Origin of the sequence: Methylobacterium oryzisoli (genome assembly GCF_046557895.1) — a bacterium.
GTDB lineage: Bacteria > Pseudomonadota > Alphaproteobacteria > Rhizobiales > Beijerinckiaceae > Methylobacterium > Methylobacterium oryzisoli.
This window is the reverse complement of record NZ_JBKIBX010000064.1, coordinates 1-23,696: the sequence shown is the minus strand read 5'-3', so window position 1 is coordinate 23,696 and position 23,696 is coordinate 1. Positions and strand designations below refer to the sequence as shown.

Here is a 23,696-nt window from a genome sequence, read left to right as displayed (position 1 = left end):
CGCAGCTTCCACCGGCGGCTCTCGCCGCATAGGGTTTAAATCGGTGTCTCACAAACCGCGGGCGGTACACATGCCCCTTATCATGGCGGGCCTCTCAGGGTCTGCAAACCATCCCATCCGGACCTTCGACGGTCGCATCTTGAATGTCCGCAAGGGGTCAGGAGTTCGCGTTTGCCCTACCCGGCTGCGCTCTCTGCACCTACGCAGTGATGGCATCGCAAGTTCGGGACTTCCATGCTCGGCAGCGCTGTCCCATCCCCTGCCTTGTAGGCTTCCGACCACGGTAACCGCTACATGCGGACCCGAAACACAGACGGGCGGTTGTGATGTGCCGCTCGTGGGCCTTCGGTCTGCTGGGCGGCGGCGGGTCGGCACGGTCGAGCGGCTGAGGGGGCACGCGACGCCGTGACCGACCCGTTTCGTTGTGAGAGGCTGTGGTGCTTCAGACTGCGTGCCCCCAGCACCTGAAGCGGCGAGCCGACTGTTGTTCGTCCTCCAACCTCAGCAGTCGAATCGCTACTCTGCGCCATTGCTGACTGTTGCTTAACTCATTCTCGTCTGCTCACAGCCCGCGCCCGGTCTGGCGGAAAAATATCAAGAGGATTAAGTTGGGCTAGCACATCCACTGAGCTGACGAATTTTTTGGTAATAAATTCAGCTATGTCGGGCGTTAAGCGCACTTCGGGAATTTTAACTTACCGAACTGCCATTGTGCAGCTTCGGTCATCTTGCTGATCTAAGTGCAATCCGGCGGCAATTGGAGGAAAGATAGCAGGTGTGGTCCGTACAAGATTGACTATCGTCAATCTGGTTGCCGTTGCAGATCCCCAGCCCGTTCTCGGCGCAGAACGCCCAAATCGCCTTTTGCAGGTAGCGGGGGAAAACGGCCGGGAAAGCCGGATTGAACTGCCGGGCGTCGATCCGGCGGGCAAGGGCTTCGATGATCTCGGCACAGCCGCCTGGTCGATAGCAGGCCGGTCCGTAGGCGTGCTCCGCGTCGAGGCGCTGCAAGATTCCGGTTCGGTGCAGCCAGTTGTGCACGAGAGTGTCCACCACGATCAGGCTGCTTCCCACGCTGAGCCAACGCTCCCGTTTCGGATCGGTCCCGAGCAGCAGCTCCGCAAAAGCCATCGAAGCCACCTTCGGACCGAAGCCATGCACCCCAGCGAGGGGCCGCAGCAAAGCTTCGCGCATCCGCTGAGCTCGATCTAATGCCCCCGGCTGGTCTGCGGCGGCGAGCTGCGCATCGATCCAGGCTACTAAGTCGCCCCGACACTCGTCTCGCATGAACAGGTAGAGGGCGTATGCGGCCTGGTTCAGGCTGCCCTTACGGAGCGGGTGTGTGGGCAGCGGGCAACCGGGAAGATGCTCCGGGTGCGCACAGGTGTGGCTAGCCTTGCGATACCGGCAGCCATGGAACGCCTCGAAGCTCGCGAGCTTCGGGCACTTTGGACCACTTGAGAAGGCGGCCTGCAGGTCAGCCCAGCGCACGCGCCCGTGCTGCTGCATGTAGGTCCAGGCAATTGTGTCGGCGATCCCTTGGTAGCTCGCCACCTCGACGAGCCAGTTGAACAGGGCTGGGGTGTCGTGCTGGGCTACAGCTCGTCGGATCCCCTGCCGCGTCAGTTGAGTCCGGAGCCTTTTCAGGTAGGTGGGATCGGGCGAAGCTCGGCAGACTTGCAGGACCAGGCGCTCGGCAAAGGTTATTGGGCGCTGCCTCGGCCGCGCAGACCTGGGGCGGGGAGCCAGCCCGGCGGTCACTGCCCCCTCCCCTCAGGTTCAGGGCTGTCCGCCTCGGCGTCATCGAGCCTGCGACTCAAGGCACAGGCACAGCCCTCCGATGCTTGAGCCTGGCGCTGATCACGAAACCTGAGCAGGGCTGCGGCGGCCCATTTCAACTTCAGCCAAGGGTTTGTAGTCGAGGCGGCCTCTTCAATCAGTTGAACCATTTCGGATCTCCTGAAATACGGGAAATAGTCGTCGAGCTCCCCTTCAAGGGCTAGCAATAAGCCTCGCGAGGGGGCATGCAGTCAGCTGCTGCAGTTCGCACAATCGACAGGCGCGAGATGTCACACTCGGCGGTAGGGTTCGCACATCAGTGTCGATTGCCGTTCAATTGACGGCAATATATCATGAGAAAAATTTTATTTCAAGCGCTTCTAGACCGCTGGACGCGAATATAAGAGCTCAATTATTGCCTGTAGCATTCTAGATGAAATCTCACGTCCTATGGTAATTTGCGATGATCCCAGCTGATCGGGAGGGTATTGGGGTCGAAAGAGTAGTAGAGACGGTCGCAAAGCTTTCCCTGCCCTCTCCTGCCTTAGCCGGTGCGGACGGAGGCAGATCGTGAGACTTGTCAGGATCGGAGCGGTAGCTACCCGAGCGATCAGACGCATGAACACATAAATGATCAAAGGTGTTAGGCATCGCCGCAAAAGGGGGAGCTCTCTTGAAGTGCGGTCGAATAGCTGCAAGCTGTCTTTTGGTAAATCTCGGCCCCTAGCTCCATCGCCTGCTCAAATAGCAGCGTCAGCTCGTGGGAGGGCCTAAGAATTTAGGAGGCGGAAGTGAAAATTGCGACACCCCTTATTGCTTCAATCATTCTTTACTTGAACGCTCTTCCCGCCTTCGCCAGAGAGGATCCGATGGAGACGCAGAGATGCATATGGAGATGCATGCATAATACGCCAGATTGGAGCGGAAAGGGGTTTAAAGCCTATGCCCAATGCACTGAGAGATATTGTAGCGGCAAGAAAATGTCACGTAGGACTAAAAGGTATTGACATAATATTACATTATAACAGATAAGAAAATAAGCAGTATTATCAACTCGAAACGATATGGGCACTCCATGCTGCGATTCATGATCGCGTTCACGTGCAGTGTTTGCATGTCATGCGCTTCTGTCGGAGCAGAGGCAAACGCCAAACGTACGCTGGACAGGCGAGCTTTCGAGACATTGCTCTTGGATAAGGCGCAATCACTCAGCGTGGAAACTGACAATGCTGGTGCATGGGGGAATATCTATCAGCACTTACTGTTGTCGCGCTTTGTAAGCGAAGATCTATATAAGAGTGCCCTGCTGAAATTCGCCCGTGATTTGGATTCCTGCAAGTCCGATCAATCGATGGAAGCGGCCCTGCTGTCGTGCGCGGCAGATATTTCCGCGGATGCAGCCTCCAGTCTCACCCTCTACGCTGCCGAAACCGAGTTCCGTCGGGACGCTGAAGGCTTCGCCTCGCAGATCCCATCGTCCAGGCCGGAGAGGCTGATAGACGTACTATTATCCCTCGCAAAGAGCACCAATCTTGGGCTGGCCGAGCAGGCCCTCGAACGCCTCGACGAGCTTTTTCGCATCCATCCGGCGCTCCTGAACGTCGCTCGCCGCTACCAGACCACCCTGGCCAGGGCACGGATCTCAGATGCCCGGTTGGACCAGAAGAGCGCGATGGCCGCGCTCGACGAGCTCGCGACGATCGCAATTCAGCATCGTGCGAAGCTGAAGACCTCCGACGAGATCAACGTCGTCGGGCCGGAGTTCAAGGACCTGATCGGCAAGCACGTTCGAGGGTATTTCTGTGCCGGTTGCGGAGATCCCATCGCTGCGTCGGTCAAGCGATGGATTCATGCGGCCCTGACCCAGAATCAAGGACGAAATTTCAGCAACACCGAATTCGGCGAGTATGAGTACCTGTTGATTGCGTTCTCAGCGCCTGCTTCGACATTCACGCCAGCGGAGCGCAAGTCGTATGTCCAGCGCTTTCTGCGCCTCTATGCCGGTCAAGGCCCAAGCGCAGCGGCGACGGTTAACAGCGTTTTGCACATCCAAGACGAGACGAGTGCCGCGATTGTGATCTCACTAGCTAGCTATATAGAAGGAGGGACGAGTACTGACGACGTAATTTCAGCCTTGCTCGAACGGGATGATAAGCGGCAGTCTCAGCTGCTGCGTGGAATTTTCAAACGCACGATCGAGTACGCTTACGAGCAGTTCGGGGTTGACGACAGAATCGCAGGCTTCCTCGACAGGAGCGCCCGATACCTTCAAGCAACTGGATACCGGAATGCGGCTCGTGTCGCGCTTGAGATGTTGGCTGAGCGCAATCCGCTCCTGCGGTCGCCTGATCTGCCGTCGGAGCGCCTGACCCTGGCCGACGTGTACGCGCCCGGCCTGGCCCGTCTCGCCTCCGTGCGGCTCGCCAGCGGGGAGGCGCGGGCTGCGACGCGCTATCTCGACGAAGCCTCCGGGCTCATCGCGGCCAAGCTGCGGCAGGAATGGACGACGGCTGGAGAGGGCACGATCCTTGCCCTGCGCAACTTGGCTCCGGCCCTGCGTCTCATCGCGCAGAAGCGCAATGAGATCGTCGTCAAGAGCGGCGTGTCCCGCAACAACCCCGATCACGACCCGCTCTTCCGGGCCATGCAGGCCGCCATGTTCGGGGAGACGGCGCTCGCGCTTGAGGTGGCTGGTCGGCGTCGGCTTCTGGCCGACGAGACAACGCGCAACTTGCATCGCACCTACCTCGACGCTTCGGCGCGGGCGGAGCGCGCCAAGCAGATTGCCGCCTACGCCTACGAGGCGGGCGACGTCGAGGGCGCGCTGGCTCGCCACAAGCAGACAACCGCGGCGCAGAGGGACGTCGCGAGACGTGCTTTCGAGAGTCAGCTGCCCGGCGGCCTCACACGCGTCGAGGACATCGAGACCGTCGCGCTCGCCGACGCGCGGGCACGGTTGCAGGACGGGGAGGCTCTCGTCCTCCTCCACGTCGGCAGCCATGGGCTCTACGGCTTCCTGCTAGATAGGTCGGGGCGGAGCCTTGCTTGGCGCTCCGACGTCCGCGCCCAGGCTCTGGAGAACCTCGTACGCTCCCTCCGCAGCTCTGGCGACATCTCGCGAAGCTTGTTTCCGCCATTTTCATTCGCCGATGCGGCCAAGCTGCACGAGCTCATCTTCGGACCGATCGGCGCGGCCCTGGGCGACTACAGGAAGCTTGTCATCGTCGGCGACGGGCCGCTACAGGCGATGCCCTACGGGCTGCTCCTGACGCAGCCGTTAAACCAACCAGCGTCCGATGGCACAGCACTGCGGACCGCCAACCCGAGGTGGTTGATACGGTCCCATGCCATCGCACTCCTGCCCTCCGTGCGCACGCTGGTAGCTCAGCGTACGAACCGCGAGCCGATCCGCGTTGGAAAGCCGTTTCTGGGCGTTGGCAACCCGCAGCTCGCCGACGCAGGCGACTTGAGAAGTATCGACATTGCTGGTGCGTTCAAAGGTTCGGCCGGAGGGCTCGCGGACGTGTCCTTCCTGCGGCGGCTCGTCAGCCTGCCCGAGTCGGCCGACGAGTTGCGGACCATCGCCACGCTGCTCGCGGCCCCGCCAGAAGCCCTCGTTCTCGGTGCGCAGGCCAACGAAAGGACGGTGCGCGCCATGGATCTGTCGGACTATCGGATTGTGGCCTTCGCCACGCATGGCGCCCTCGCCGGAGAGGTGAACGGAACGAGCGAACCGGGGCTCGTGCTGACGCCTCCGACGGAGGCCAGCCGGGAGGACGACGGCTTCCTATCGCTATCCGAGATCATGGGCCTGCGCCTCAATGCGGATCTGGTGATCTTGTCCGCGTGCAACACTGCGACCTCGGATGGCCGACCGAAAGCGGAGGGCCTGTCCGGGCTCGCGCGAGGCTTCTTCGCCGCAGGGGCGCAGAGCCTCCTCGCGACACATTGGGCGATCCCCTCAAACTCTGCGGTCAAGATCACGACCGGCCTCATCGCGTACCGGACCGGCAAACCCGACGCCGACTGGGCGGACGCGTTGCGCGCTACGACGCTGGCTCTGATCGACGGGGACGGGCCGAGCGAGTGGGCGCATCCTGCCTATTGGGCTGGGTTCGCGGCGATTGGCGTTCAGCCACTAAGCCAATGAGACTACTCCTGGGTCAGATGCCCTGAATGCTAGAAAAGTCTATTCTGTGCTGCTCGGGCAGGACGGATCTGAGGAAAAATGCGCGGCAACATTCCACCAGCCGCACTCGAACGAGCTGAGGCACGTGCTACAAATTTCTCAGACAGCGGGCAGCTCGGCCTCAATCAGTGCAAAATTTTCTTTCAGTATAACAAGAAATCAATTTTTGCTTGAGTGGATCCGGCAATCGATGATTTTCCGGACGAAGATCAGAATGATTTTACTTTTCCAGATGCCGGATACAATCACATCAATAAAAACTGAATTGAAAGGCATAAAACCACGACGCGCTGACGTTGTTGGGGGCGCATCCGACATCTGCATGAATCGCAACATCTGAATGGGCCCGCTATTGCATGATCACTGCCGCGGTCGTGGCTCAGTTTACTATATGCCACCACCATCTATCAGAACCTGATCCTGAATCCATACAATTGCTTCTTCCCGTGTGGTAAAGATCTGCCCCTTGTTCCAATCTTGGCAAGGACCGAACCCAGCTTCGAGGAACCATTTTCCGTGGAGCGAGGTATCCAGATTATGCCTACCTTCGAGAAGAACGAGCACTGCCACGAGCTGTTTGGCAACAAACACGAGAAGACCGTCTTGGCCACCATCTCCAGTGTTCACGACCACAGGCTGTGAGCAGACGCTTGATCCCATCGAGTCCACCATGCGCTCTTCTCAACGGGCGCACATAGGTGGCGCGCCGCTGGCTTGCAGGTTGTGCTTTGGAACGAAAAAGAGTCGTTTCACCCCGCGTTGTAGGAGGCAACAGCAAGCCCGCCGCTGAGTTCCACATAAGAGCCAAGCGCGCGCGAAATGATACTAAAACGTCTGAGTCGTCTTATTGTGCTAACAACTTGCTCAGTAGCACGCCTGATCGAACTCGGCAAAGCACTTCAACCGATCAGCATCTGTCACTACAATGCCAGCATGATCAGCAATCACCACACCCAGCGCTAGCAGATGCTTGAACGCTCTGCAAGCATGTACCTCACTCATTCCTAGTATATCAGCAAAATCGCGGTGTGTGAGTGGGACCTCGAAGCTGCCAGTCCTCGCCATCCCGACGGCCTTTAAGCGAGAGAGGATTTCACAAAGCAAGTACGCCAATCGCTGAGGACCCGGTCTTTGCCCGATGTTGGTCAGCGACGCGCAAAGATAACTCTTCTCAGCAAGGAGCGACCACCAGAGTGCTCGCGCAATGCCGGGGCTATGAGCGAGCCAGTCATCGATCGTGCTGCGTGAGATGAAGGCTACGGTACACGGCGTGAGTGTCACAACCGTGTAGTCTGCGCTCTCGATGTAAATACCATAGAGCCCATCCGCATCGCCCGGCACGTGGTAGGCAACGATCTGACGGTCTCCATTTGTCAGAAGCTTGAAGCAGTAGGCGAAACCGCTGAGCAGGACGTAGCCACCCTCGTGCAGATCTCCCTCACGCATCAGAACTGTCTGTGGAGCGATGGCCTCAGTGCGCGAGGTTGCGTCGAGCAAGCGCACCCGGTCACATTCACTTAGTTCCGCGACTCTCAGGAGCCTCCGAACGAAGGCGTTCGTCATAAAACACCTCAATCAGACCTGGCGTAGGTTGTCCACCTTGAGCGTCATAGACGCAATTCACTAGCGGCGTTGCAACTCGATGACATTCCACTCGGCCATTTGGATTAGGCCGAGACATGTGCAACCTGAGCATGCTCGATCGTCCAATGCGACTGAGACAAGCTATGTTGAGCAAAACATTGCGCTATTGACAGACGGACAGCCGAAAATAAAGCCGCTGCGGTGGGGTCGGGTGGGCTGGTTGCAGAACGGATAAGGCTAATCGTCAAGATAAAACCGGGCACGTACCTACAGATCGCCTTCTCAGAGCACGGCGGAAAAGTCATGTTAATCGTCAAAACGGCCTCTCTACGATTTCTGGTCGGCGTACAAAGGATTGGAAACGCTCCGGCGCCGGTATTGCTCCGCAGGGTTCGTAGTATTGATATTTCCGCGCAACCAGTTTGGTGCACAGGAACCCGGAGCAGCCGACTGCGGCAAACTCGGTGGTTCGAGGCTGGGGAGCGACCATATCTCGCATTCCTCGCCCCCCTTGCTTCGAGTGCGGCGGCCTGCAACTCGGTGGCGGAGCTCCACGGCGTCACACTGGTACGTGCATGTAACCCGTCCTTACTCCCATCAGCCGCATGTGCCAGTTACTCTTAGCCAGTATGCACTCGGCACCAAAGGCTGCTTGCCACGTTGATGTTACGGAGATTAACATTCGGAAGGCAGCCATGGCCGACATTGAGGTACCGCTTGCTCCAGCCGAGAGTCTGGTCCAGCAAGCGCGAGAACGCATCGAGGAGAGCATCGCACGGCTTGGCGGTGACAGTGCTGCGTTCTGGCACGCCGTCGCTCTGAGCTACCGCCGCGGCCTCGCTGACCCTGCACTCGCAGAAGCCGAGAGCGCCAACAGCACACACCGTGTCTGCCTCCCAAGCGCTGAGCCTGAAATAGCAGTAGGGCGGCCGGTCCTCGTTCGAAGGCTCGGAGTGCCAGTGGTTTCCCCTGTGACTGGCTGGATCTTGGACGTCATTGCCACGCCATTGGCGGACGAGACCACTTGGTGGCTCACCGACCGCTCGGGAGATTCCTTGGGCGCGGTTCAGAGAACTCCAGGATCATCACAAGTGAGCATCGTGGCCGGTTCCCCGAGCGCCCTCGAAGGCATCCTCAAGCACCATCCCTCGATCGACGCTGCCTTCAGAGCTATCGCAGAGCATTTGGGAGGCACGTGCGAACTCAACCCCACGATGAAGGGCTATAGCGGCGCCTTCGGCGGTTGAAGTGAAGCCCAGCTCCCTCAGCCGCACGATGCATCGCCAAAGATGACTGGCGTTAAGCTCAAGCCCTTTAGCAATGCGAATGAGGGCCTCGTAGCTCTGATCCTGGTGTCTATGCGTGCGATCTGGCGGCATAGGGCACTCGCAAACTCCGCTGCCCGACCATGTCCGTGACCGGCAGCAGGTTCACTCACACGAGCGAAGGCTAGCAGCCGGGTTGAGATCGCGCCCCTTCCCATTTGGGACCTTCGGGCCTCCAGAGCTTTCCCGAGGGGCCTTAGCAGCCGAGCTGAGCAGAGGGGCGCTCCTGCGGCTCATAGTGGTGAGTAGTCAGTCGTTCAGGTGTCCAGGGTTCCCAGCCGGATTGCGCGGACAAAGGACTACGGAGTGGGACCTGTGCGCGAAGCGCTCGAAGCACAGCATCTTGGGTCTGCCTTGTCCCAAGAGGCACTAAGAATGGTAGCTCTCCAGGGTCGCGCGCAGGTCTCGTCATAATACCAGCGCGCCTTTGCGCTGAACGGTTCATACAACCTATACTGCTTAGAGAATTTAGCCGCGAGGGAAACGCGTCAGCACAAACGCGTCAGTGATATCATGCATACTCCAGCCAGAAAGGGATCAAATTTCCTTCGATGGCACGCGAAAGCCATCTCCACAAATATTGCTAACGGCAAGACTAAGGCTATAATCAATGCATCTTCTGTTAGCTCCCTGGTGCAGGAGCTTCGCGCTGCCGGGTCTAGCTTCTACGCGATCGCCAATGAACTGGAGGCACGTCGTATCCCAACTGCAAGGGGCGGCAAGTGGTCCGTTGCTCAAGTAAAAAATGTTTTGCGATGGACGACTTGAATTTTCATTCGGAGCTTAACTGACAGTCGAACCCTTCTTAGGACAACCCAAGCGCAATGAACCCGCTGACCCGCAAGCTGGAGCACATTGTCCGGTTCTCAGCCGAAGATAAGAGCTCCCTCGATCACCTCGCCTCGGCCAGTCTGCGGAGATATGCGCCGTGGGAGGACATCATGAGGGCAAGGAGCTGGATCGCGCCCCGCGGCTGTTGCTCGAAGGCAACACGAGGGCGTTGAGGAGCCGCGTCAACAATATTTTAAAAACTGTCTAGGTTGCAGGGTGGATCCGTGTGTCCTTCTATTTGCGCCAAAGCCCGTGCAGGGCGGAGATGAGCGATGGGGAGGCATATGGACCTGCTGTTGGCCGTTGGGGCCCTTTTCTTGATTGGTGGCGCTGTCCCTCTGTTCTACGGCCACAAGCTCGTTAAGAGTGCGGTTAAAGGCACGCGGCTCCAGCGCAAGGGCCGTTCGATCAATTGGGATGCGCAGGTAAGTCAGTGACTACGGCAGAGCGCGATGCTCTGACGAAAGCTCGCGAGCAGCTGGCCAGCAACAGGCTCGCTCTTGCTGAGCAGATTGCAGTATCGCACGACCTGGACCTGCCGAGAGTTGAGGCGCTGAGTAAGGTGCTCACCGCGATCGAGGCCATTGACCGGGCCCTAGTTGATGCTGGGCATCCTTACATGTTCAGAGGAACGGAGTAGGAAGTTGGCCTCCGGCAGGGCCTCGCGGGCGCGCGGCTAGACTGACCTGCTCTTTTGATAGGGAACTGCCCCGCTTTCTGTGCGAGCCTAAAGGCGTCCGCGCGTCAAAGGCTGGGTCCGCGTCGGACCACGGGCTGGGTGTCGGATCCCGCCTATGACACCCGGCCCGTGCCGCAACTCCTTATCCTGCTCTTTGTGGGGGAACGGCCCCACGAACCCGTGCGAGGCTGGACGCGCGGTCGGTGCCGGTCCCGTAACCCCCGGTGCAGAACGGCGGGTCGGGTGCGCGGGCGGACCGGCCTGGAGCTCGGCCCGCACACCCACGTTCACGCTGAGCGACAGACAGTCCGCACGGTCTGAGCGACACCTCGCATGTGGCGCTATTCGTTGACCTCCGAGGTCTGGTGTGGATGGGCAGCTTCATCTGCGGGCCGGAGCACCGCCCCCTCTCTTCCTCGGGATCCGGCCCGCCGCCCTGATCGCCCGACAATATGCGGGGTCGAGACGACCGGCATGGCTGACCGGCTCACGATCGGCGAGCTGATGATGCACAGGATCGTGACGCACCAAGAGCTGCAAGCTGTCGTTGACGGCCTCATGGCCGACCCGCAGCCGGGTTGGTGGGAGATCACTTATGGAATCAGCGTCGAAACCCAAGGCTGGCGCTCAGCGATATGTAAACGCAATCGTGCCATCGGAACTTAGGATCGCAGCTGAAGCCGCACATCCTCTTATTTATCAAAGCGATCTGTAGTCATTTTAGCAGCCTGGCTAGCAATACGCTCGGCCAGCACGCGATCCAGCTCACGCAGGATACGACACTTGGCAATACCTCCTAGAGACCGTTTCATGGCTGCCCCTCCGGTACACTGACTATTGAAGTAAAATTTGACCTCGGCGCATGTGACAGACATCACATGGCTGCATGCTCTTCCTTAGACGGAACTGGCAACTTATTTTCTACCGAGGCTCCGCCTGCGGCTCTGGCCGAGCCCGCTCGTCTTGGCGAGTTCGGAGCGCTGGGCGGCGTAGTTGGCCGCCACCATCGGGTAGTCGGACGGCAGGCCCCACTTCTGGCGGTACTGGTCGGGCGTCAGGCCGCGCCCCGACAGGTGCCGCTTGAGGGTCTTGTAGGGTTTGCCGTCCTCCAGGCTGATGATGTGGTCCGGCGTCACCGTTCTCTTGATCGGGACGGGCGGCGTCAGCTTCTCCGGCTCGGGCGCCGACGGCGTGCCGAGCTGGATCAGGGAGGAGTGAACGGCCTGGATCAGGGCGGGCAGGTCGCCCGGCCGGATTGGGTTTTTCGCTACATAGGCTGACACGATGGCGGCAGCGAGCCCAACCTTGTCAGCGGGTACCGGGCCTACTTCTTCGCTCATGCGCCAGTCCTCCAGCGCGATCGCCTGCGGCTGCACAGATCCATGATTGGGAGACATCATGGTAAATAATTGGTTAACGGCATCATCACGCTCGGCATGCGTGATTTGCAGCTCCTGACCGACGCCACAGGTCGCGTCGGTGAGGAGCTGCCTTTCGCGGCGGGCTTCGCTCTCGACCAGGGCGCCGGATCGCCGAAGTCCTTCTCTCATCGAGATGCTTCGTCATCCGAGCTGGAGCCCTTCTGAGGGGTCATCGCGCAGCCTCCGCCGTGTGTGGCCGAGACGAGAAGTCTCTGACCACGTGGAAGCCAGCGTTCGTCCAGCCAGGTTGCTTCCTTCATGCGGATTTAGGCGGTTGCTCCATCGCTAGTCGGCGACGATAATGGCCAGGTGAGCGCGTCACAAAAATAACGATCTTAGGAAACTAAGGAGAGAACGATGCGGTGTTTGAAAGCGACCCTGCTTGTAGGCGCTTCCTTGATGTTACTTTCCGCACTGCCGGTTTCAGCCAAGCCATTCATGATTGTGGGAAATGACGAGAAGTTGACTTGGGATGATAACGGCAAACCAGTGCTGTCGGCCAGTGGCCGTGACACGGTTTTGATCGTTGACTTACAAAATCCCGAGGAACCGAAGGCGGTTGCCACTCTACCGTTGAAGAATTCTGTTGTCGGCCCTCCCGTCAATCTGGCCATAAACTCCTCCGGCACTCTAGCCCTTGTAGCCGACTCGGTGAATGTAGTGAAAGATGGAGACGCGCTTAAGTAGGTCCCTGATACTAAAATTTATGTCATCGATTTAGAAGAGAATCCTCCCAAGCTACTGAAGACCATTGATGTCGGAAAGCAGCCGTCGGGCCTCGATATCAATCGTGACGGCACCCTGGCCCTTGTTGCATTAAGAGGCGACAATGCTGTAGGCGTGCTGCCGATCAAGAATAAGGAAGTTGAACTTACGGAGAAAATTCCAGTTGATGAGCTGATCTCACACGTTGAGTTTGTTCCCGATGGGAAAATGGCCATCGCTACTAAATTTGTTAATCACAAGGTCGCGATTCTGAATGTAGACTCTGACGGCAAGATAACTTATTATAAGAAGGACTTGCCAGTTGGATTATGGCCTTACAACGTTGCCGTGAGTCCTGATGGCAATATCGCGTTAACAGCTGATAACGGGTTCTCTGGAGCATCGGACGGCAATGTTGATACTGTGAGCGTTATTGATCTTAAAGCGGAACCGCCAAGAGTCATTGACAAAGTCGTAGTAGGAGATGGTCCAGAGGGAATAGCGATCAGCCCTAAGGGTGATGTTGCTGTTGCTGTGATTCTCAATGGCTCGAACTCCGGAAAAAAAGGACTTCTTCTATAACAAGAATGGAACGCTCTCCGTCTTGAAGATCGATGGGATGCGGGTCACCAAAATCAAGGATAGAATCGAGACCGGTGGATTGCCTGAGGCGGCTGTGTTCACGCCTGATGGGAAATACCTACTGGTTGGAAACTACCTCGATCAAGATTTTTCGATTTACCGCGTGAACGGCACTGACATAACTGACACGGGTAAACGCTTCAAGGTTTCAGGCCATCCTGCCGCAGCTCGGGTCAGCAAGTAGCTAGACCAACTACTTCAGATAACGGTGCTTGGGTCGGCGCTACACGTAGCTATCTAGCGTCGTCCCAGGACCGGAATTTGTTTCAAGCACCGCATCATCGTGAGGGCCACGGCGTCAGTGCCCGGCTGATCGGATATCAAGAGCTATCGCGAGCTGCGGCTCGATGCCGACGTGCCAACCCCCTATGTGAATGACGGCACTCCCAAGATGAATGGCCAGCCACTCCTGTTCCGTGGCAAGGCGCAAGTAGGCTTCGTAGACGGGTGCTGGGCAGCCGCGTGCGGGATCGGAAGCGATAGGGAGTCTCCTGCCCGTCGTTCTCAACCACCGTGACCGGGCGGGCAGCGATCTCTAACCCCCCAAATCAGAGGCCAGCGGCGTCGCCGTCAATATGCAGTCGCCTCCAAACCCGCCGAGCGCCTCTCTGAGGATAAGAATACCTGGCGGGGCGCCCCGGATCGATGCTACACTGCTGCTACACTCTCGGTGAAAAAGCCTCGCAAAACCAACGCCCTGAGATGAAGTGCGCCGTTTCCCCTTGGGAGCGCCACCTTCCCCAAATTTCCCTTCGATTTCAAACCCTTGGCGGCGACGGGACCCGGCGTGTCGCGCGCGAGGAGTGCCATGGCCCGGTCGGCGAGGCCGCCTGCTGCGCCGCGCGCGTGTAGCGCTGCACCTCCTCGATGGCCTGGTGGCCCGTCACGGCCATGATCTCGTGCGGCGTCGCGCCCTGATCCGCGAGCCCGGCCGCGATCGCCTCGGCGAGATCGGGAAACAGCGGGATGTCGACCTCGACCGGCTTGCGGTGCTCGTTCTTCGCCGGGCGGCCGTGGACGTAGCAGCGGACGTTCCCGTGCCGGTCGGTGTGGGCGATGACGCAGGGCAGGTCGATGCGGGACCACGGCGCTCAGTCCCACGGATTCGCCTCCGCATCATCGCCGCCGAGCGCGTCCCGCGCCAAGTCCGGGCGGCGGATGTCCCGGATCACGCACCCGTCGACCCGCTTGGCCTTCGGCATCCGGCCGTCGCGCACCATCTCGTCGAACTTCGACGGGCTGACGCCGACATAGAGCGCCGCCTCCTCCCGCCGCAGCCCGCGCCGCGGCGAGACCGCGATGCGCGGCGCCGGCAGCAGATCGATGTCGGCCGGCCGGCGCGGCATCGTCACCCCTCCCCCTGCCGCCACACCAGCAGCGACGCCCCGAGCGGTACGCGCGATCGTCCGCGGGCGAGCGGATGGATCGGCGCGCCGTCCTGCGTGAGGCCGAAGGCGTGGAGCGGGCGGCGCCCGTCGAGTGACAGCGCCGCGGCGAGCCGGTCGGCATGCAGGCCGGGCGGCACGAGGTTGCCCCAGGCCACTATGCACAGCGCCGCGTCGGCCGCGAGCGCTCGGATGCGCGCGAGGTTGGCGCGGCGGTGCGCCTGCAGGGTGGCGAGATCGCATCCGCGGAGCCAGAGCGCGAGGTCGGCCGGATCGGTGGCGATGCGATCCTCCGCGTTGACCAGCGTGAAGCCGCCGATGCCGGGCCTGTCGCGCAGCAAGGCGCGGAGGCGGCAGACGGTCGGGTCGTTGCGCTCGGCCCCCGCCGTGCTCGGATTGCTGCCGCAGACGAGCGCGCGGGGCTCGTCCGACCACCAGCGGTCGAGGCGGCGACGGTACAGGCCGCAACGGCTGAACTCGGCCGAGGCGCGGATCTCACGCGGCCGATCAGCCTCCACCGAGGAGGCCCTCCCTCCGCCGTCGGACGGAGCTATAGAGCCTCTGCGACGGCCAGCCCGAGCGCGAGCAAGATCAGCGCTGCGATCTGCGACCAGTTCCAGAGACTGTGTGGGTTCATCTGGTTCATGCCCATGGCTGATCGTACGCCTGTCCGCGGTCCCACGACAGGGGTGTGAGCATTGATGAATGTCAGGCATCGCTCCCACCCGCCTTTCCGCCCGACCACGCAACAGCCCAGTGATGGCGCTGCGGGCCGTAGGCGAGGAGCGATTGCAGGGTGACCGTCACGGCCTCGCCGTGGATGAGGCGCTCGGCACCGGCGACGAACAGGGTGAAGCTCGGGTAAGTAGAAATTGTCACGTGAATTGGCCCCAAGTTAACACCACGTGAAGGGAGTCTGAGCACATAATCGAAAGGAACGCAGGAGCGCCCCGATGCCTCTTGACCAATCAGTGCTGACTCGCGTCGCGTCCTTGATCCGCGATGAAATCAACGATCGCCATGAAATGATCAAGATCATCGCGATACATTTCGATACGTTGAGCGATCGCAGCAGTTTTCCGTCATACAGAGTAGAGACGTGCGGAGGAACAGCCGAAGATAGATGCAAGCTCGCCGCGGCCATTGTCGAAGCAATGAACCGCTACATGCGCCAATTCGGCTGTGAGGTCTCTGCGCTTCGCTAAAGGTCCGGAGCAACTCGCCGAGCTAGCGATGGCGAGGGGGTGGGTCATGCATCGCCTCTCAGACGCGGCAGCTCCATTCCCGGCGCAATCGCACCAGGCCTGACCCAGGCTGTCTGGCCACGTGTCGGCTCCGACCAGTCCGAAGACGTGCGCAGTTGCCACGAGGCGCGCTCGATAGTCGCGCCAGGATGAATCCCTCTGGACGAATCGGTTGTATAAACCACTTATGGTTGTCGAAGTCAGCGGGCCTCTCGATCGCGAGGGAATATGCGCTTGGCATTCGACCTTCTGGACGACGCGCTGAAGCGCAACGATGGTCCACTCATCACCTATCTCATGCTCGCAGAGCAGATCGCGGCTCAGGCTGCAGCTATCGCCGCCTACCGAGGCATTGCAGTCACCGTCGAAACCGTGGATCACCTGCTCGCTGAGGTGGCGGAGTTCGACGATGCGAGCGCGCTTTCTATTCCCGATACAAATTACACAGTGGGTCGCTGGGCAAGAGAGCGCCTGCTTCACCTGATCGGCGTCTCTGCCGCTGAGGGCGAGCGAGCCCCCCTGTGAGACGACCATGGAAGGTCTGATGCGGGCGGAGGTCATTCCTCGATCTCCGCCAATGAGGTACCCCTCCAGATGCTCTTGAGCCTGTAGGAATTTAAGTACAGGCTGCCGACAAGCACATGCTTGAGCGCTGAGGGCGAGAGATGGATGATGCGCAAAAACTTGCCACAACTCAGGCGTGTCAAGATCTTCTGGAAAAGGCAGCCGAGGTGCTGCGATCGGACCGTAGATCCGGTCCAGTCGAGACCGTCGAGCAGGGATTGCGCTTGGTCCTGCACGCTGTGCTCGCCGATCTCGTGAGCCTCTACGTCTGCGATCCGCACTCGGTTGGAGACGATGAGGATGCGCACCACCTCCTCAATCGCGTTCTGACCGAGTTGAGCAACCTGGACGAGCAGGGCGACGCCACATCGCTCCTGTTGCAGTGAAAGCGCGCAACCTGCGAAGCAATTGAGCAAGACTGGACTGACCAGATCGACCCATCGCTGAGCAGCGGCTGCACAGAGCCACTTGTGACGTCGAGAAGGCCGTAGAAGACACCCTCGACGTTGATCCCTATTGGGTAGGAATAGACGCGGGCGGAGCCCATGATCACTCCTCCCCTGAGTTTTGTGGCCGCATGTCCCCCATATGAGGGATGCCATCGTGCTGGTTCGCTGCGACCAGAATGCTGCACCGCATGGCCTAAGGCCGCACCAAGTTGCGCATGTGGAAGGGCAGGCAGCATGGATGGAGGCGGGCGCCGCAAGGCCGAGGCGACCTCGGTGAAGTTCGCACCTCGCGTCGCTGAGGCCATCGCACGGCGGGATCTGAACGAGATGCAGTCCCTCTACCTGCAGATCCGGCGCGGTCCGCTCGCCGAGAAGCTCTTGGACGCGATGCGCAGGATCCGGATGACGCAGCCGCGCACCGGCGAATAGGCCGCCCGCGAAGCTGTCGATGACGACAGGGGGTCATGGTGCGCTCTCAGGCGCGAGCGCGTGGAGATCCTGCACCGGCGACTCGCGGGACAGCATACCCGCGGGGGCATCTTGCCCCGGGCACTCGGGAGAGCTTTGGTCAGCACGACGCGTGTATTTGATGTTTGTTATGAAGATAAAATATGGATGGAATTTAATGCAGAGACTCGGAACTAAACTGCCGCTTCTCGATTGAGAGGGGTTCGAAATCCAGTCAAAGGCGGAACCGTTGCAATGAAAATCGATCGTGATGTGCTGGATCACCTTGCGTCCGAAGTTCGTGATGAAATCAACAGTCGCTCCGGTCTTATGAGAATCATCTCCATTGATTTCGACCTTATTGAGAGAAATGACCGCTTTCCGGCGTATACCGTAAGAACAGAAGGTGGCTCGGCGAAGGATCGACTAAAGCTTGCCAAGCATATTATCGAGGTAATGGGCCGGCACATGCGACAGCTCGAAAATCGATACGTCGCAGCAGGTTAGGTGCGCAGCGTTATTTTCGATTCTGCCGACAATGAGGGAACGGGTCACCGTGAGCCCTCCATGTGCATTCGATGCCTCCGCTCCGCCCCATCCCCCGCCGCGCGGAGCACCGCCTGGGCGTGGCCGAGATCGAAGTCGCAGCGCGCATCCACACGCTGATCCGGCTGCGTGCCGACTCGTCCGCGTGCTCATCCAGAACGACCTGATCGCGTTCTACCAGTCCGGTGTGACACTCGGGGCGACGTACCTTCTGCTGTCGCCGGGAGCGATCGGCGATCCGATGGGCGAGAGGCTGCCGAGCCTGAAGTGGATCGCGATCGGGTGCGTGGCCGGATTCGCGGCCCTGCTCGTGGTGCTGCTGTCGGCCTACGCTGTGGACACGTCCGCGTTCGTCGCGGCGATCCCGCAGGTCCATGCCCGGCGCCCCGCCCTGATCCTCACCGTACATCGATCCGACAGAGCCCGCCCGGCCAGCACCGCGGCAAGCGTGATAACCTTCGTCAATGGCGTCACGTGCGAAGGTGTGGTTTGCTCCAGCGGCCCATCTGAGTGGCAACTGAGGCTCATTCTGCCCGCCCGGCCCAGCCGTGGCGGGCTTTTTCAGTTTCAGCTCCCGTCCGGCCACGGTCCACGGATGGAACCGGTCGACCCGGATCTCGATTAACGCATGTAATCCTACCCGCACTGGGCGCGCGCCAGGCTCCTGAGCTCTGGTCGGTGCTCTCTTGATGTCACGATGACCCGATGAAGCATTCCCAGCACCCGCAAGCCGAGATGACGCTCATCAAGCCGCTGCTGCACCCGCGCGAGTTCGGCAGCGCCTTCGACCCGGTGCTGAGCGGCGTGGCGGATGGACTCGGGACACTCTTCCCCCTGGTCCCACACCCGCTCCACCAGCATGCACAGGTGCAGGAGCCAGCGCCGGATGAGATGCCTGACACGTGAAGAGTCGGGGACGCTCGGACCCAAGGTCCGCACTCAGCGGATCGACGTGCCGAGCGGCCCTCATCGAAGGCGCAGCGGGGATTGCGCACCGGCCTCACGCAAGCCCGATCTCGAACTCCTTCCCTCGTCCAGAACCTTGGTCGGCGTCGTCGACGAGGGTGCATCCCCTCTCCGCCAAGGCGGCCTCCAGGCTGCCCCGCTGCTTGCGAAACAACTGACCGATCGCGAGAGGCGTCAGGCGCGGATTGCCCCTCCCGAGCTGCTCGACCCCGATGTTGAGCGGTGCGCTCTCTCGATCCGCGATGCGGATAATGCGGTAAATCAAAAACTTAGAGCAGGGCCCGATCGCAACGCGATCGGGCCCTGCTCTAGCTGCCCTGAAGGTTTTCGGTGGAGTCGTCGGGCACCTCGCCGAGCTGACCCAGGAGCGCGGCGCTCTCCGGCTCTTCCGTCTCGTCGTCCGCCACGATCCGGAGGGCCGCGGAGCGCTGCATCCGACCCGCGATCGCCTCCGCTCGCTTGAGCGCACGGCTCTCGGTCGGCGCCAAGTCCCACTGGCTTGGCCGCACCTTGCACAGCCATCCGACTGCGGACTTTGCCTCCGAGACGCCTCGCCTCGGATCATCGATTTGTTCGATGGGCTGCTGCACTGCCTTTCGATCACAACGTCCGTGCGGTCAGTCCTTTCATCAGTATCGGGCCGGTGGGTCGGCCGGTCGGCGAGCCGCTCTCAGGCTCCAGGGTGATCTCAAAGAGTTGGTCGGGTACAGCCCTCGGCAGATCGCCCACGCGCAGGTTGAGCCGCCTCGCCGTCCGGGTGAGGCCGACCGATACAGGACCGCGGGTCCGATCCCAAAGGGTCCAGACCTCCAGCGCGCGTCCGCTCGGAACCGGCAGGTCAGTGAGCGGGATCAGATCGGCCCGCCCGTCGGCCGCAACGTTGACGATTGCCGCAACCCGATTGTCTTCGGTGAGGAGGGCGGCGACCAGGACCGGCGCAGGCGGCCGCGCCGCAAGCACCGCGAGCCCTGCGGCGAGAACCAGGCAGGCGGTCCCGGCGGCGAGACCGGTGCCGCGCCAGAAGCCGAGGTTGTTCCAGAGTTCGGCCAGGCGATCTGCGAGGCTCGGGTGCGACGGGATGGCCGGGATGCCGTCGAGATCGCCCTCGATCCGGCGCCAGAGCGCCTCGTCCGCTGGTTCGGCGGGAGCGGTGGCGTCGATCTCGGAGAGACGGGCGCGCCAGGACTCGACGAGTGCGGCGAAGTCCGCGTCCACCTCGACAAGCCGCACCGCCTGGGCGGCGTCGCGCCCGCCGAGAAGGCCGAGCACGTGCTCGGCGGCGAGGGCATCGCGCTCGGCCGGTGTCACGACAGGCACTCCCGGAGTGCGAGCAGAGAGCGGCGCAGCCACGACTTCACAGTCCCGAGCGGCAGGCCGAGCCGTCCGGCGAGTTCGCCGTGGCTGAGCCCGTGCGCGTAGGCGAGCACGATGGCGCTGCGGCGGTGCGGGTCGAGCCTGTCGAGGCAGCGCCGCAGCGCCCCAGCCTCCGAGAGGCGAGCCACCACCTGCTCTGGGCCTTCCTCCTCGCTCGGCACATCCTCGTCCACGGCGCCGGTGAGGTCAGTACGGGCTTCACTGCGCAGGATGTTGAGCGCGCGGTTGCGCAGGATCGCGTAGAGGAAGGCACGCCCGGAGCCCCGTGCCGGATCGAACCCGCCAGCGCACTGCCACACTTGGACGAACGTGTCGTGCACTGCCTCCTCGGCCAGCGCCCGCCGCCGCAGGATGCGGAGCGCCACACCGAGCATTCGCGGTGCCTCGCTGTCGTAGAGCGCGCGCAGAGCCGCGCGGTCGCCGCTTCCCGAGCGGCGCAGCGCCTCGTTCACCGACAGCGCGGCCTGCGTCGCCTCTGCCACCCCCCGCACTCGCCGACCTCTCCGCATCCATGCCGAGACTACACGCATGGACCGTCGCTGGATGCGCCAGCAAGAAAATTCAGCCCGCCCCGCATCCAGCCGCGTGGCTGGCGTGTATCCGCGTCGCCGGGTGCGCCCGGCGGGAACGGGAGACACCCATGAACCGAGCTATCCTCGCGGTCGCGCTGCTCGCGTCGGCCCCCCTCGCAGACAAGGCGCAAGCCCAGGGCGTCGCGGCCCTCGTCGGCGACGACACCCTCGCCATGGTCGACGTGAACGCCAAGAAGGTGACGAAGACCGTGAAGGTCACCGGTGCGCCCGGCCGCATCCTGGGCATCGACGTGCGCCCGGCTGACGGGATGCTCTACGCGCTCGCCGTCGACGGCACGGTTCTCGCCGTGGACACCGCCACCGGCAAGGCGACGGTGAAGTCGAAGCTCGATACCATGCTGCCCGCTGGCGTGATGGCTACTGTCGACTTCAACCCGGTCGCCGACCGTCTGCGAGTGATCGGTTCCGACGGCACGAACCTGCGCGCCAACGTCGACGACGGCAAGGTGACGAAGGACGGCGCGCTGAAGTTCGCCGAAACCGACAGCATGAAGGGCAAGACCGCGAAGGTCGTGGCAGGCGCCTACACCAATTCGATGAAGGGCGCGAAGGAGACGGTGCTCTATGATGTCGACGCGTCGGGCTCACTCTTGCGCCAGGCACCGCCGAACGACGGCATCCTCAACACGGTGGGCATGATCGGCATGCCGGTCGAGGCCGCGGCCTTCGACATCACCACCGACGCTGCCGGCAAGAGCCAGGGCTGGCTGATGTCGGGAGACACCCTGCACGCGGTCGACCTCGCCACCGGCAAGGCCACGATGGTGGCCAAGATCGCGGGCACCTCGGGCCCGGTGCGCGACATCGCGGCGCTTCCTGGCATGTAACCGCCCGCCCGAACCGATCTGTGAGACAGCCGCGCCTTGCGGGCGAGAGGCTGCCACGGGACGGACACGCGGCCGACCAAGTGATGGGCATCCGTCACCGGCGAGCACGACCGGAGCGACCCGAAGGGCTCGGTCTCGACGGTCGTGCACTTGCCGGAGGCGACGAACGACACGCTGGAGCTGATCCGGTCGGGGCGGCGCGCACCTGGCGCGGGTCGGCAGGCGCGCCGTGGCGAGACAGCACGGCCGGGGTGATCGCCGCTGACCTTTGTGCCGCTGACCGACAGCCCACGATCGCTGTTCGGAGCGTTCGACCGCGAGCGAGGGGCCTTGATGCGGCTATGGACGCCTGCAACGCCCCGCTTCGGGCGCGGCAGCATGGTACCGGCGCGAGAGGGTTCGGTGACGAAGCGGACGGGGTCGACGACGTTCGAGATGCGCACATCGCGCTACGCGACGAGGCTCGCCGAGGTGCCCGCCGTGCGAGCGATACGCTCTGCATTGATGTGGTGGGAGACACGCTCATGGATCGATGTCGCCGAGCGCAGCCGTGGCATCGACGCGATTTCCCGCGCCCTTCGATGCTCAAAGCCCGCAGGGACCGGGTCCTCGTCTGGACGTGTGCATGCACCGCAACACTCGCGTGTTGCAGTGCCAAAAAATACAGCAGAAACAATATCGCTGATTAGCAATTGTGAGAGACAGTCGGTTAGAATTATTAGAATTTCGCAAAATGAATCATGTCTCACGTTAATAGCGCAGTCAGGCGGCGCACGTGAGCAGCGTGCAGCGCAGCAATCCTGAGCGATCCAGGAACGCGACCGCGATGTACAACCGGCAGGCTGAACTCAAGAGACTGGAAGCGTCGCCAGAACGGCTCCGCTTTGTGTGCGAATGTGGAGCCGCCAATCGCCCTCGATGCGACGCAGCTCGCCGTTTAAACGCATCTCGTAGATGGCCTCTTCAGCATACATGACAGCTAAATGCTGATCATCAGCCTCAACGCCCTCATCATCGCGAATGATTGTGAACCCGTTCACGAGATCGAAGTAAAAACGTTGTGGCATGGCGCCTCCGAGGACAACGGCTCGATCGTGTCAATACTCGTATAAACTTGAGGATGAAGCGCTATGTTAAGCCTGAATGCTCAAATTATCCTCAAAAGTCGCCCTCATCTGCCTGCAGAAACGACAGGCATTCGACGGCATGTCAGAAATATCATACTACATCTTATCAAACAGCAAGCAAAATAATTGACGCCTGTCGATAAAATCAAGGGATTATCATGTTTCCAGCGCGGCTCATGGTGCGCTCATGGCATGAATGCGTCGCCCTCGTGCCTTTAGGATCTTCAGTCTGATGTTGCGGACAGCTTCATACTGATTGAAGATCGATCTGCACCATTCTCGATTACCATAGCACGGCTCGGAGTGCTTACCGTATACTCTTTGGGCGTATCTGTATCCGCCTCCACCCGTGCGGCAGCGCTGCGCACGCACATCAGCTCAGGACATCCGGAGCATCCATCGGCCACGGTCGCACCACCCGCCCCGGACTTGGCGACGGATACAAGGCGATGATCGGGACCATGGTGACCTTGCCGTGATTGGTCCCGTGCAGCATGAGATCGGGGATTCCGCGAGACCGGAACGCCCGGCAAGGTCCTAACCTCCAGCCGGAGGGTCTGCTGTCTGCACCTGCGCCGTCAGCGGCCCAGCCCCCGATCGAGACAGACGCTCCGTCTCCTCGGCCAAGCGGCGACTTACCGTTGCTGCGGATGATGCGTCGCCCCTCCCGAACTGGATCGCCTCCAAACGCTTCAGGTCTTCCGGCGTCACGATCGCCGGGTGCGCCGCCTTCCGACCCCAGCCCTCAGCGCGGTTCTGCGAACGGAGGAACCTCGACGAGCGTGCCGATCAGGCGGAGCAAGGCCTGCTGTTCCGGCCTGCCCGTACCGTCCGCCAAGAACGCTCCCAACTCGATGTGACTGCGCTGCCCTCCTGAGGGGCCATTGGGTTGATGAACGATGAACGCCCTGCCGTTCTGAGGCTCTCGGCCAAGGTACCACGTGTCTCCGCTAGAGCGTTTTCGGTTTGGGCTGAGTCGGTGCGGGGTTTTCGGGTCTGCTGCGGTGTGATTCCCTGAT

Annotated in this window: 27 protein-coding genes; 15 read left to right on the top strand and 12 right to left on the bottom strand. The window is 61.2% G+C overall.

The genetic code is table 11. The annotated features are described in order from the left end of the window. Positions 1 to 723 precede the first annotated feature (723 nt). The gene (locus ACKUB9_RS31880; protein WP_407530281.1) at positions 724 to 1,761 is read right to left on the bottom strand and encodes a hypothetical protein; all 1,038 of its coding nucleotides are present in this window, start codon (positions 1,759 to 1,761) and stop codon (positions 724 to 726) included. A gap of 1,093 nt (positions 1,762 to 2,854) precedes the next feature. Here ACKUB9_RS31880 and ACKUB9_RS31875 point away from each other — a divergent pair. Further along, positions 2,855 to 5,929 (top strand): CHAT domain-containing protein, encoded by a 3,075-nt coding sequence (locus ACKUB9_RS31875; protein WP_407530280.1) that lies wholly within the window; start codon positions 2,855 to 2,857, stop codon positions 5,927 to 5,929. Between the two features lie 426 nt (positions 5,930 to 6,355). On the opposite strand, the gene ACKUB9_RS31870 is transcribed toward ACKUB9_RS31875, so the two are convergent. Next, a complete protein-coding gene (locus ACKUB9_RS31870; protein WP_407530278.1) occupies positions 6,356 to 6,640 on the bottom strand; it encodes a hypothetical protein in 285 nt (94 codons plus the stop codon). A 192-nt stretch (positions 6,641 to 6,832) separates the two neighbouring features. Further along, positions 6,833 to 7,471: a Crp/Fnr family transcriptional regulator gene (locus ACKUB9_RS31865; protein ID WP_407530277.1), complete on the bottom strand. Its 639-nt coding sequence runs from the start codon at positions 7,469 to 7,471 to the stop codon at positions 6,833 to 6,835. 436 nt (positions 7,472 to 7,907) lie between these two features. Between ACKUB9_RS31865 and ACKUB9_RS31860 the strand changes: the two genes are divergently transcribed. The 4 genes from ACKUB9_RS31860 to ACKUB9_RS31845 all read left to right on the top strand — a co-directional run bounded on the left by ACKUB9_RS31860 (position 7,908) and on the right by ACKUB9_RS31845 (position 11,053). Further along, positions 7,908 to 8,216 carry a hypothetical protein gene (locus tag ACKUB9_RS31860; RefSeq protein ID WP_407530275.1) on the top strand — a complete coding sequence of 103 codons (309 nt, stop codon included), beginning with the start codon at positions 7,908 to 7,910 and terminating at the stop codon, positions 8,214 to 8,216. A 31-nt stretch (positions 8,217 to 8,247) separates the two neighbouring features. Beyond that, a complete protein-coding gene (locus ACKUB9_RS31855) occupies positions 8,248 to 8,799 on the top strand; it encodes a hypothetical protein (protein WP_407530273.1) in 552 nt (183 codons plus the stop codon). Positions 8,800 to 9,390: 591 nt separating this feature from the next. Further along, positions 9,391 to 9,645, top strand: a complete 255-nt coding sequence (locus ACKUB9_RS31850; RefSeq protein WP_407530271.1) for a recombinase family protein — start codon at positions 9,391 to 9,393, stop codon at positions 9,643 to 9,645. 1,216 nt (positions 9,646 to 10,861) lie between these two features. Further along, positions 10,862 to 11,053, top strand: a complete 192-nt coding sequence (locus tag ACKUB9_RS31845; protein WP_407530267.1) for a hypothetical protein — start codon at positions 10,862 to 10,864, stop codon at positions 11,051 to 11,053. Positions 11,054 to 11,301: 248 nt separating this feature from the next. Here the strand turns inward: ACKUB9_RS31845 and ACKUB9_RS31840 are convergent, their stop codons facing one another. Next, on the bottom strand, positions 11,302 to 11,727 hold the full coding sequence (locus ACKUB9_RS31840) for a Ros/MucR family transcriptional regulator (RefSeq protein WP_407530287.1): 426 nt from the start codon (positions 11,725 to 11,727) through the stop codon (positions 11,302 to 11,304). A 447-nt stretch (positions 11,728 to 12,174) separates the two neighbouring features. Between ACKUB9_RS31840 and ACKUB9_RS31835 the strand changes: the two genes are divergently transcribed. The 3 genes from ACKUB9_RS31835 (at position 12,175) to ACKUB9_RS31825 (ending at position 13,339) form a co-directional block, all read left to right on the top strand. After that, positions 12,175 to 12,495: a hypothetical protein gene (locus ACKUB9_RS31835; protein ID WP_407530265.1), complete on the top strand. Its 321-nt coding sequence runs from the start codon at positions 12,175 to 12,177 to the stop codon at positions 12,493 to 12,495. 153 nt (positions 12,496 to 12,648) lie between these two features. Then, positions 12,649 to 13,095, top strand: a complete 447-nt coding sequence (locus ACKUB9_RS31830; protein WP_407530263.1) for a YncE family protein — start codon at positions 12,649 to 12,651, stop codon at positions 13,093 to 13,095. Between the two features lie 37 nt (positions 13,096 to 13,132). Then, on the top strand, positions 13,133 to 13,339 hold the full coding sequence (locus tag ACKUB9_RS31825; RefSeq protein WP_407530261.1) for a hypothetical protein: 207 nt from the start codon (positions 13,133 to 13,135) through the stop codon (positions 13,337 to 13,339). Between the two features lie 907 nt (positions 13,340 to 14,246). On the opposite strand, the gene ACKUB9_RS31820 is transcribed toward ACKUB9_RS31825, so the two are convergent. The 3 genes from ACKUB9_RS31820 to ACKUB9_RS31810 all read right to left on the bottom strand — a co-directional run bounded on the left by ACKUB9_RS31820 (position 14,247) and on the right by ACKUB9_RS31810 (position 15,419). After that, positions 14,247 to 14,501 (bottom strand): XRE family transcriptional regulator, encoded by a 255-nt coding sequence (locus ACKUB9_RS31820; protein WP_407530260.1) that lies wholly within the window; start codon positions 14,499 to 14,501, stop codon positions 14,247 to 14,249. A gap of 2 nt (positions 14,502 to 14,503) precedes the next feature. Beyond that, positions 14,504 to 15,058, bottom strand: coding sequence for a DUF1643 domain-containing protein (locus ACKUB9_RS31815; protein ID WP_407530258.1), 555 nt, complete (start codon positions 15,056 to 15,058; stop codon positions 14,504 to 14,506). A 190-nt stretch (positions 15,059 to 15,248) separates the two neighbouring features. Continuing rightward, positions 15,249 to 15,419 carry a hypothetical protein gene (locus tag ACKUB9_RS31810; protein WP_407530256.1) on the bottom strand — a complete coding sequence of 57 codons (171 nt, stop codon included), beginning with the start codon at positions 15,417 to 15,419 and terminating at the stop codon, positions 15,249 to 15,251. A gap of 74 nt (positions 15,420 to 15,493) precedes the next feature. Here ACKUB9_RS31810 and ACKUB9_RS31805 point away from each other — a divergent pair, with 74 nt between their 5' ends. The 6 genes from ACKUB9_RS31805 to ACKUB9_RS31780 all read left to right on the top strand — a co-directional run bounded on the left by ACKUB9_RS31805 (position 15,494) and on the right by ACKUB9_RS31780 (position 18,696). Beyond that, complete coding sequence (locus ACKUB9_RS31805) at positions 15,494 to 15,745, top strand: hypothetical protein (protein ID WP_407530254.1); 252 nt, start codon at positions 15,494 to 15,496, stop codon at positions 15,743 to 15,745. 273 nt (positions 15,746 to 16,018) lie between these two features. Then, on the top strand, positions 16,019 to 16,309 hold the full coding sequence (locus ACKUB9_RS31800; RefSeq protein ID WP_407530253.1) for a hypothetical protein: 291 nt from the start codon (positions 16,019 to 16,021) through the stop codon (positions 16,307 to 16,309). Between the two features lie 140 nt (positions 16,310 to 16,449). Then, positions 16,450 to 16,734 carry a hypothetical protein gene (locus tag ACKUB9_RS31795; RefSeq protein ID WP_407530251.1) on the top strand — a complete coding sequence of 95 codons (285 nt, stop codon included), beginning with the start codon at positions 16,450 to 16,452 and terminating at the stop codon, positions 16,732 to 16,734. A 765-nt stretch (positions 16,735 to 17,499) separates the two neighbouring features. Beyond that, positions 17,500 to 17,751, top strand: coding sequence for a hypothetical protein (locus ACKUB9_RS31790; RefSeq protein WP_407530249.1), 252 nt, complete (start codon positions 17,500 to 17,502; stop codon positions 17,749 to 17,751). A gap of 184 nt (positions 17,752 to 17,935) precedes the next feature. Next, the gene (locus ACKUB9_RS31785) at positions 17,936 to 18,415 is read left to right on the top strand and encodes a hypothetical protein (protein WP_407530247.1); all 480 of its coding nucleotides are present in this window, start codon (positions 17,936 to 17,938) and stop codon (positions 18,413 to 18,415) included. Between the two features lie 80 nt (positions 18,416 to 18,495). After that, positions 18,496 to 18,696: a hypothetical protein gene (locus tag ACKUB9_RS31780; RefSeq protein WP_407530246.1), complete on the top strand. Its 201-nt coding sequence runs from the start codon at positions 18,496 to 18,498 to the stop codon at positions 18,694 to 18,696. A gap of 94 nt (positions 18,697 to 18,790) precedes the next feature. Here ACKUB9_RS31780 and ACKUB9_RS31775 read toward each other — a convergent pair whose 3' ends face one another. From ACKUB9_RS31775 to ACKUB9_RS31760, 4 genes are all read right to left on the bottom strand, one after another. Beyond that, positions 18,791 to 19,021 (bottom strand): adenylosuccinate synthase, encoded by a 231-nt coding sequence (locus ACKUB9_RS31775; RefSeq protein WP_407530285.1) that lies wholly within the window; start codon positions 19,019 to 19,021, stop codon positions 18,791 to 18,793. Positions 19,022 to 19,064: 43 nt separating this feature from the next. Continuing rightward, positions 19,065 to 19,274, bottom strand: a complete 210-nt coding sequence (locus tag ACKUB9_RS31770; RefSeq protein ID WP_407530283.1) for a hypothetical protein — start codon at positions 19,272 to 19,274, stop codon at positions 19,065 to 19,067. Between the two features lie 82 nt (positions 19,275 to 19,356). After that, positions 19,357 to 20,106 carry an anti-sigma factor gene (locus ACKUB9_RS31765; RefSeq protein WP_407530244.1) on the bottom strand — a complete coding sequence of 250 codons (750 nt, stop codon included), beginning with the start codon at positions 20,104 to 20,106 and terminating at the stop codon, positions 19,357 to 19,359. Continuing rightward, positions 20,061 to 20,621 (bottom strand): sigma-70 family RNA polymerase sigma factor, encoded by a 561-nt coding sequence (locus ACKUB9_RS31760; RefSeq protein WP_407530242.1) that lies wholly within the window; start codon positions 20,619 to 20,621, stop codon positions 20,061 to 20,063. Before ACKUB9_RS31760 ends, ACKUB9_RS31765 begins: the two co-directional genes overlap by 46 nt. Before the next feature lie 149 nt (positions 20,622 to 20,770). Between ACKUB9_RS31760 and ACKUB9_RS31755 the strand changes: the two genes are divergently transcribed. Next, positions 20,771 to 21,550, top strand: a complete 780-nt coding sequence (locus tag ACKUB9_RS31755; protein WP_407530241.1) for a DUF4394 domain-containing protein — start codon at positions 20,771 to 20,773, stop codon at positions 21,548 to 21,550. Positions 21,551 to 22,398: 848 nt separating this feature from the next. On the opposite strand, the gene ACKUB9_RS31750 is transcribed toward ACKUB9_RS31755, so the two are convergent. After that, positions 22,399 to 22,617, bottom strand: a complete 219-nt coding sequence (locus tag ACKUB9_RS31750) for a DUF6894 family protein (protein WP_407530239.1) — start codon at positions 22,615 to 22,617, stop codon at positions 22,399 to 22,401. Positions 22,618 to 23,696: the final 1,079 nt, after the last annotated feature.

What these genes read in the sequence shown, in the direction of transcription:
- ACKUB9_RS31875 (WP_407530280.1), top strand. Translation starts at nt 2,855, where the DNA reads ATGCTGCGATTCATGATCGCGTTCACGTGCAGTGTTTGCATGTCATGC.
- ACKUB9_RS31870 (WP_407530278.1), bottom strand. Translation starts at nt 6,640, where the DNA reads ATGGTGGACTCGATGGGATCAAGCGTCTGCTCACAGCCTGTGGTCGTG.
- ACKUB9_RS31855 (WP_407530273.1), top strand. Translation starts at nt 8,248, where the DNA reads ATGGCCGACATTGAGGTACCGCTTGCTCCAGCCGAGAGTCTGGTCCAG.
- ACKUB9_RS31850 (WP_407530271.1), top strand. Translation starts at nt 9,391, where the DNA reads ATGCATACTCCAGCCAGAAAGGGATCAAATTTCCTTCGATGGCACGCG.
- ACKUB9_RS31845 (WP_407530267.1), top strand. Translation starts at nt 10,862, where the DNA reads ATGGCTGACCGGCTCACGATCGGCGAGCTGATGATGCACAGGATCGTG.
- ACKUB9_RS31840 (WP_407530287.1), bottom strand. Translation starts at nt 11,727, where the DNA reads ATGAGCGAAGAAGTAGGCCCGGTACCCGCTGACAAGGTTGGGCTCGCT.
- ACKUB9_RS31825 (WP_407530261.1), top strand. Translation starts at nt 13,133, where the DNA reads ATGCGGGTCACCAAAATCAAGGATAGAATCGAGACCGGTGGATTGCCT.
- ACKUB9_RS31820 (WP_407530260.1), bottom strand. Translation starts at nt 14,501, where the DNA reads ATGCCGCGCCGGCCGGCCGACATCGATCTGCTGCCGGCGCCGCGCATC.
- ACKUB9_RS31805 (WP_407530254.1), top strand. Translation starts at nt 15,494, where the DNA reads ATGCCTCTTGACCAATCAGTGCTGACTCGCGTCGCGTCCTTGATCCGC.
- ACKUB9_RS31795 (WP_407530251.1), top strand. Translation starts at nt 16,450, where the DNA reads ATGGATGATGCGCAAAAACTTGCCACAACTCAGGCGTGTCAAGATCTT.
- ACKUB9_RS31790 (WP_407530249.1), top strand. Translation starts at nt 17,500, where the DNA reads ATGAAAATCGATCGTGATGTGCTGGATCACCTTGCGTCCGAAGTTCGT.
- ACKUB9_RS31780 (WP_407530246.1), top strand. Translation starts at nt 18,496, where the DNA reads ATGAAGCATTCCCAGCACCCGCAAGCCGAGATGACGCTCATCAAGCCG.
- ACKUB9_RS31755 (WP_407530241.1), top strand. Translation starts at nt 20,771, where the DNA reads ATGAACCGAGCTATCCTCGCGGTCGCGCTGCTCGCGTCGGCCCCCCTC.
- ACKUB9_RS31750 (WP_407530239.1), bottom strand. Translation starts at nt 22,617, where the DNA reads ATGCCACAACGTTTTTACTTCGATCTCGTGAACGGGTTCACAATCATT.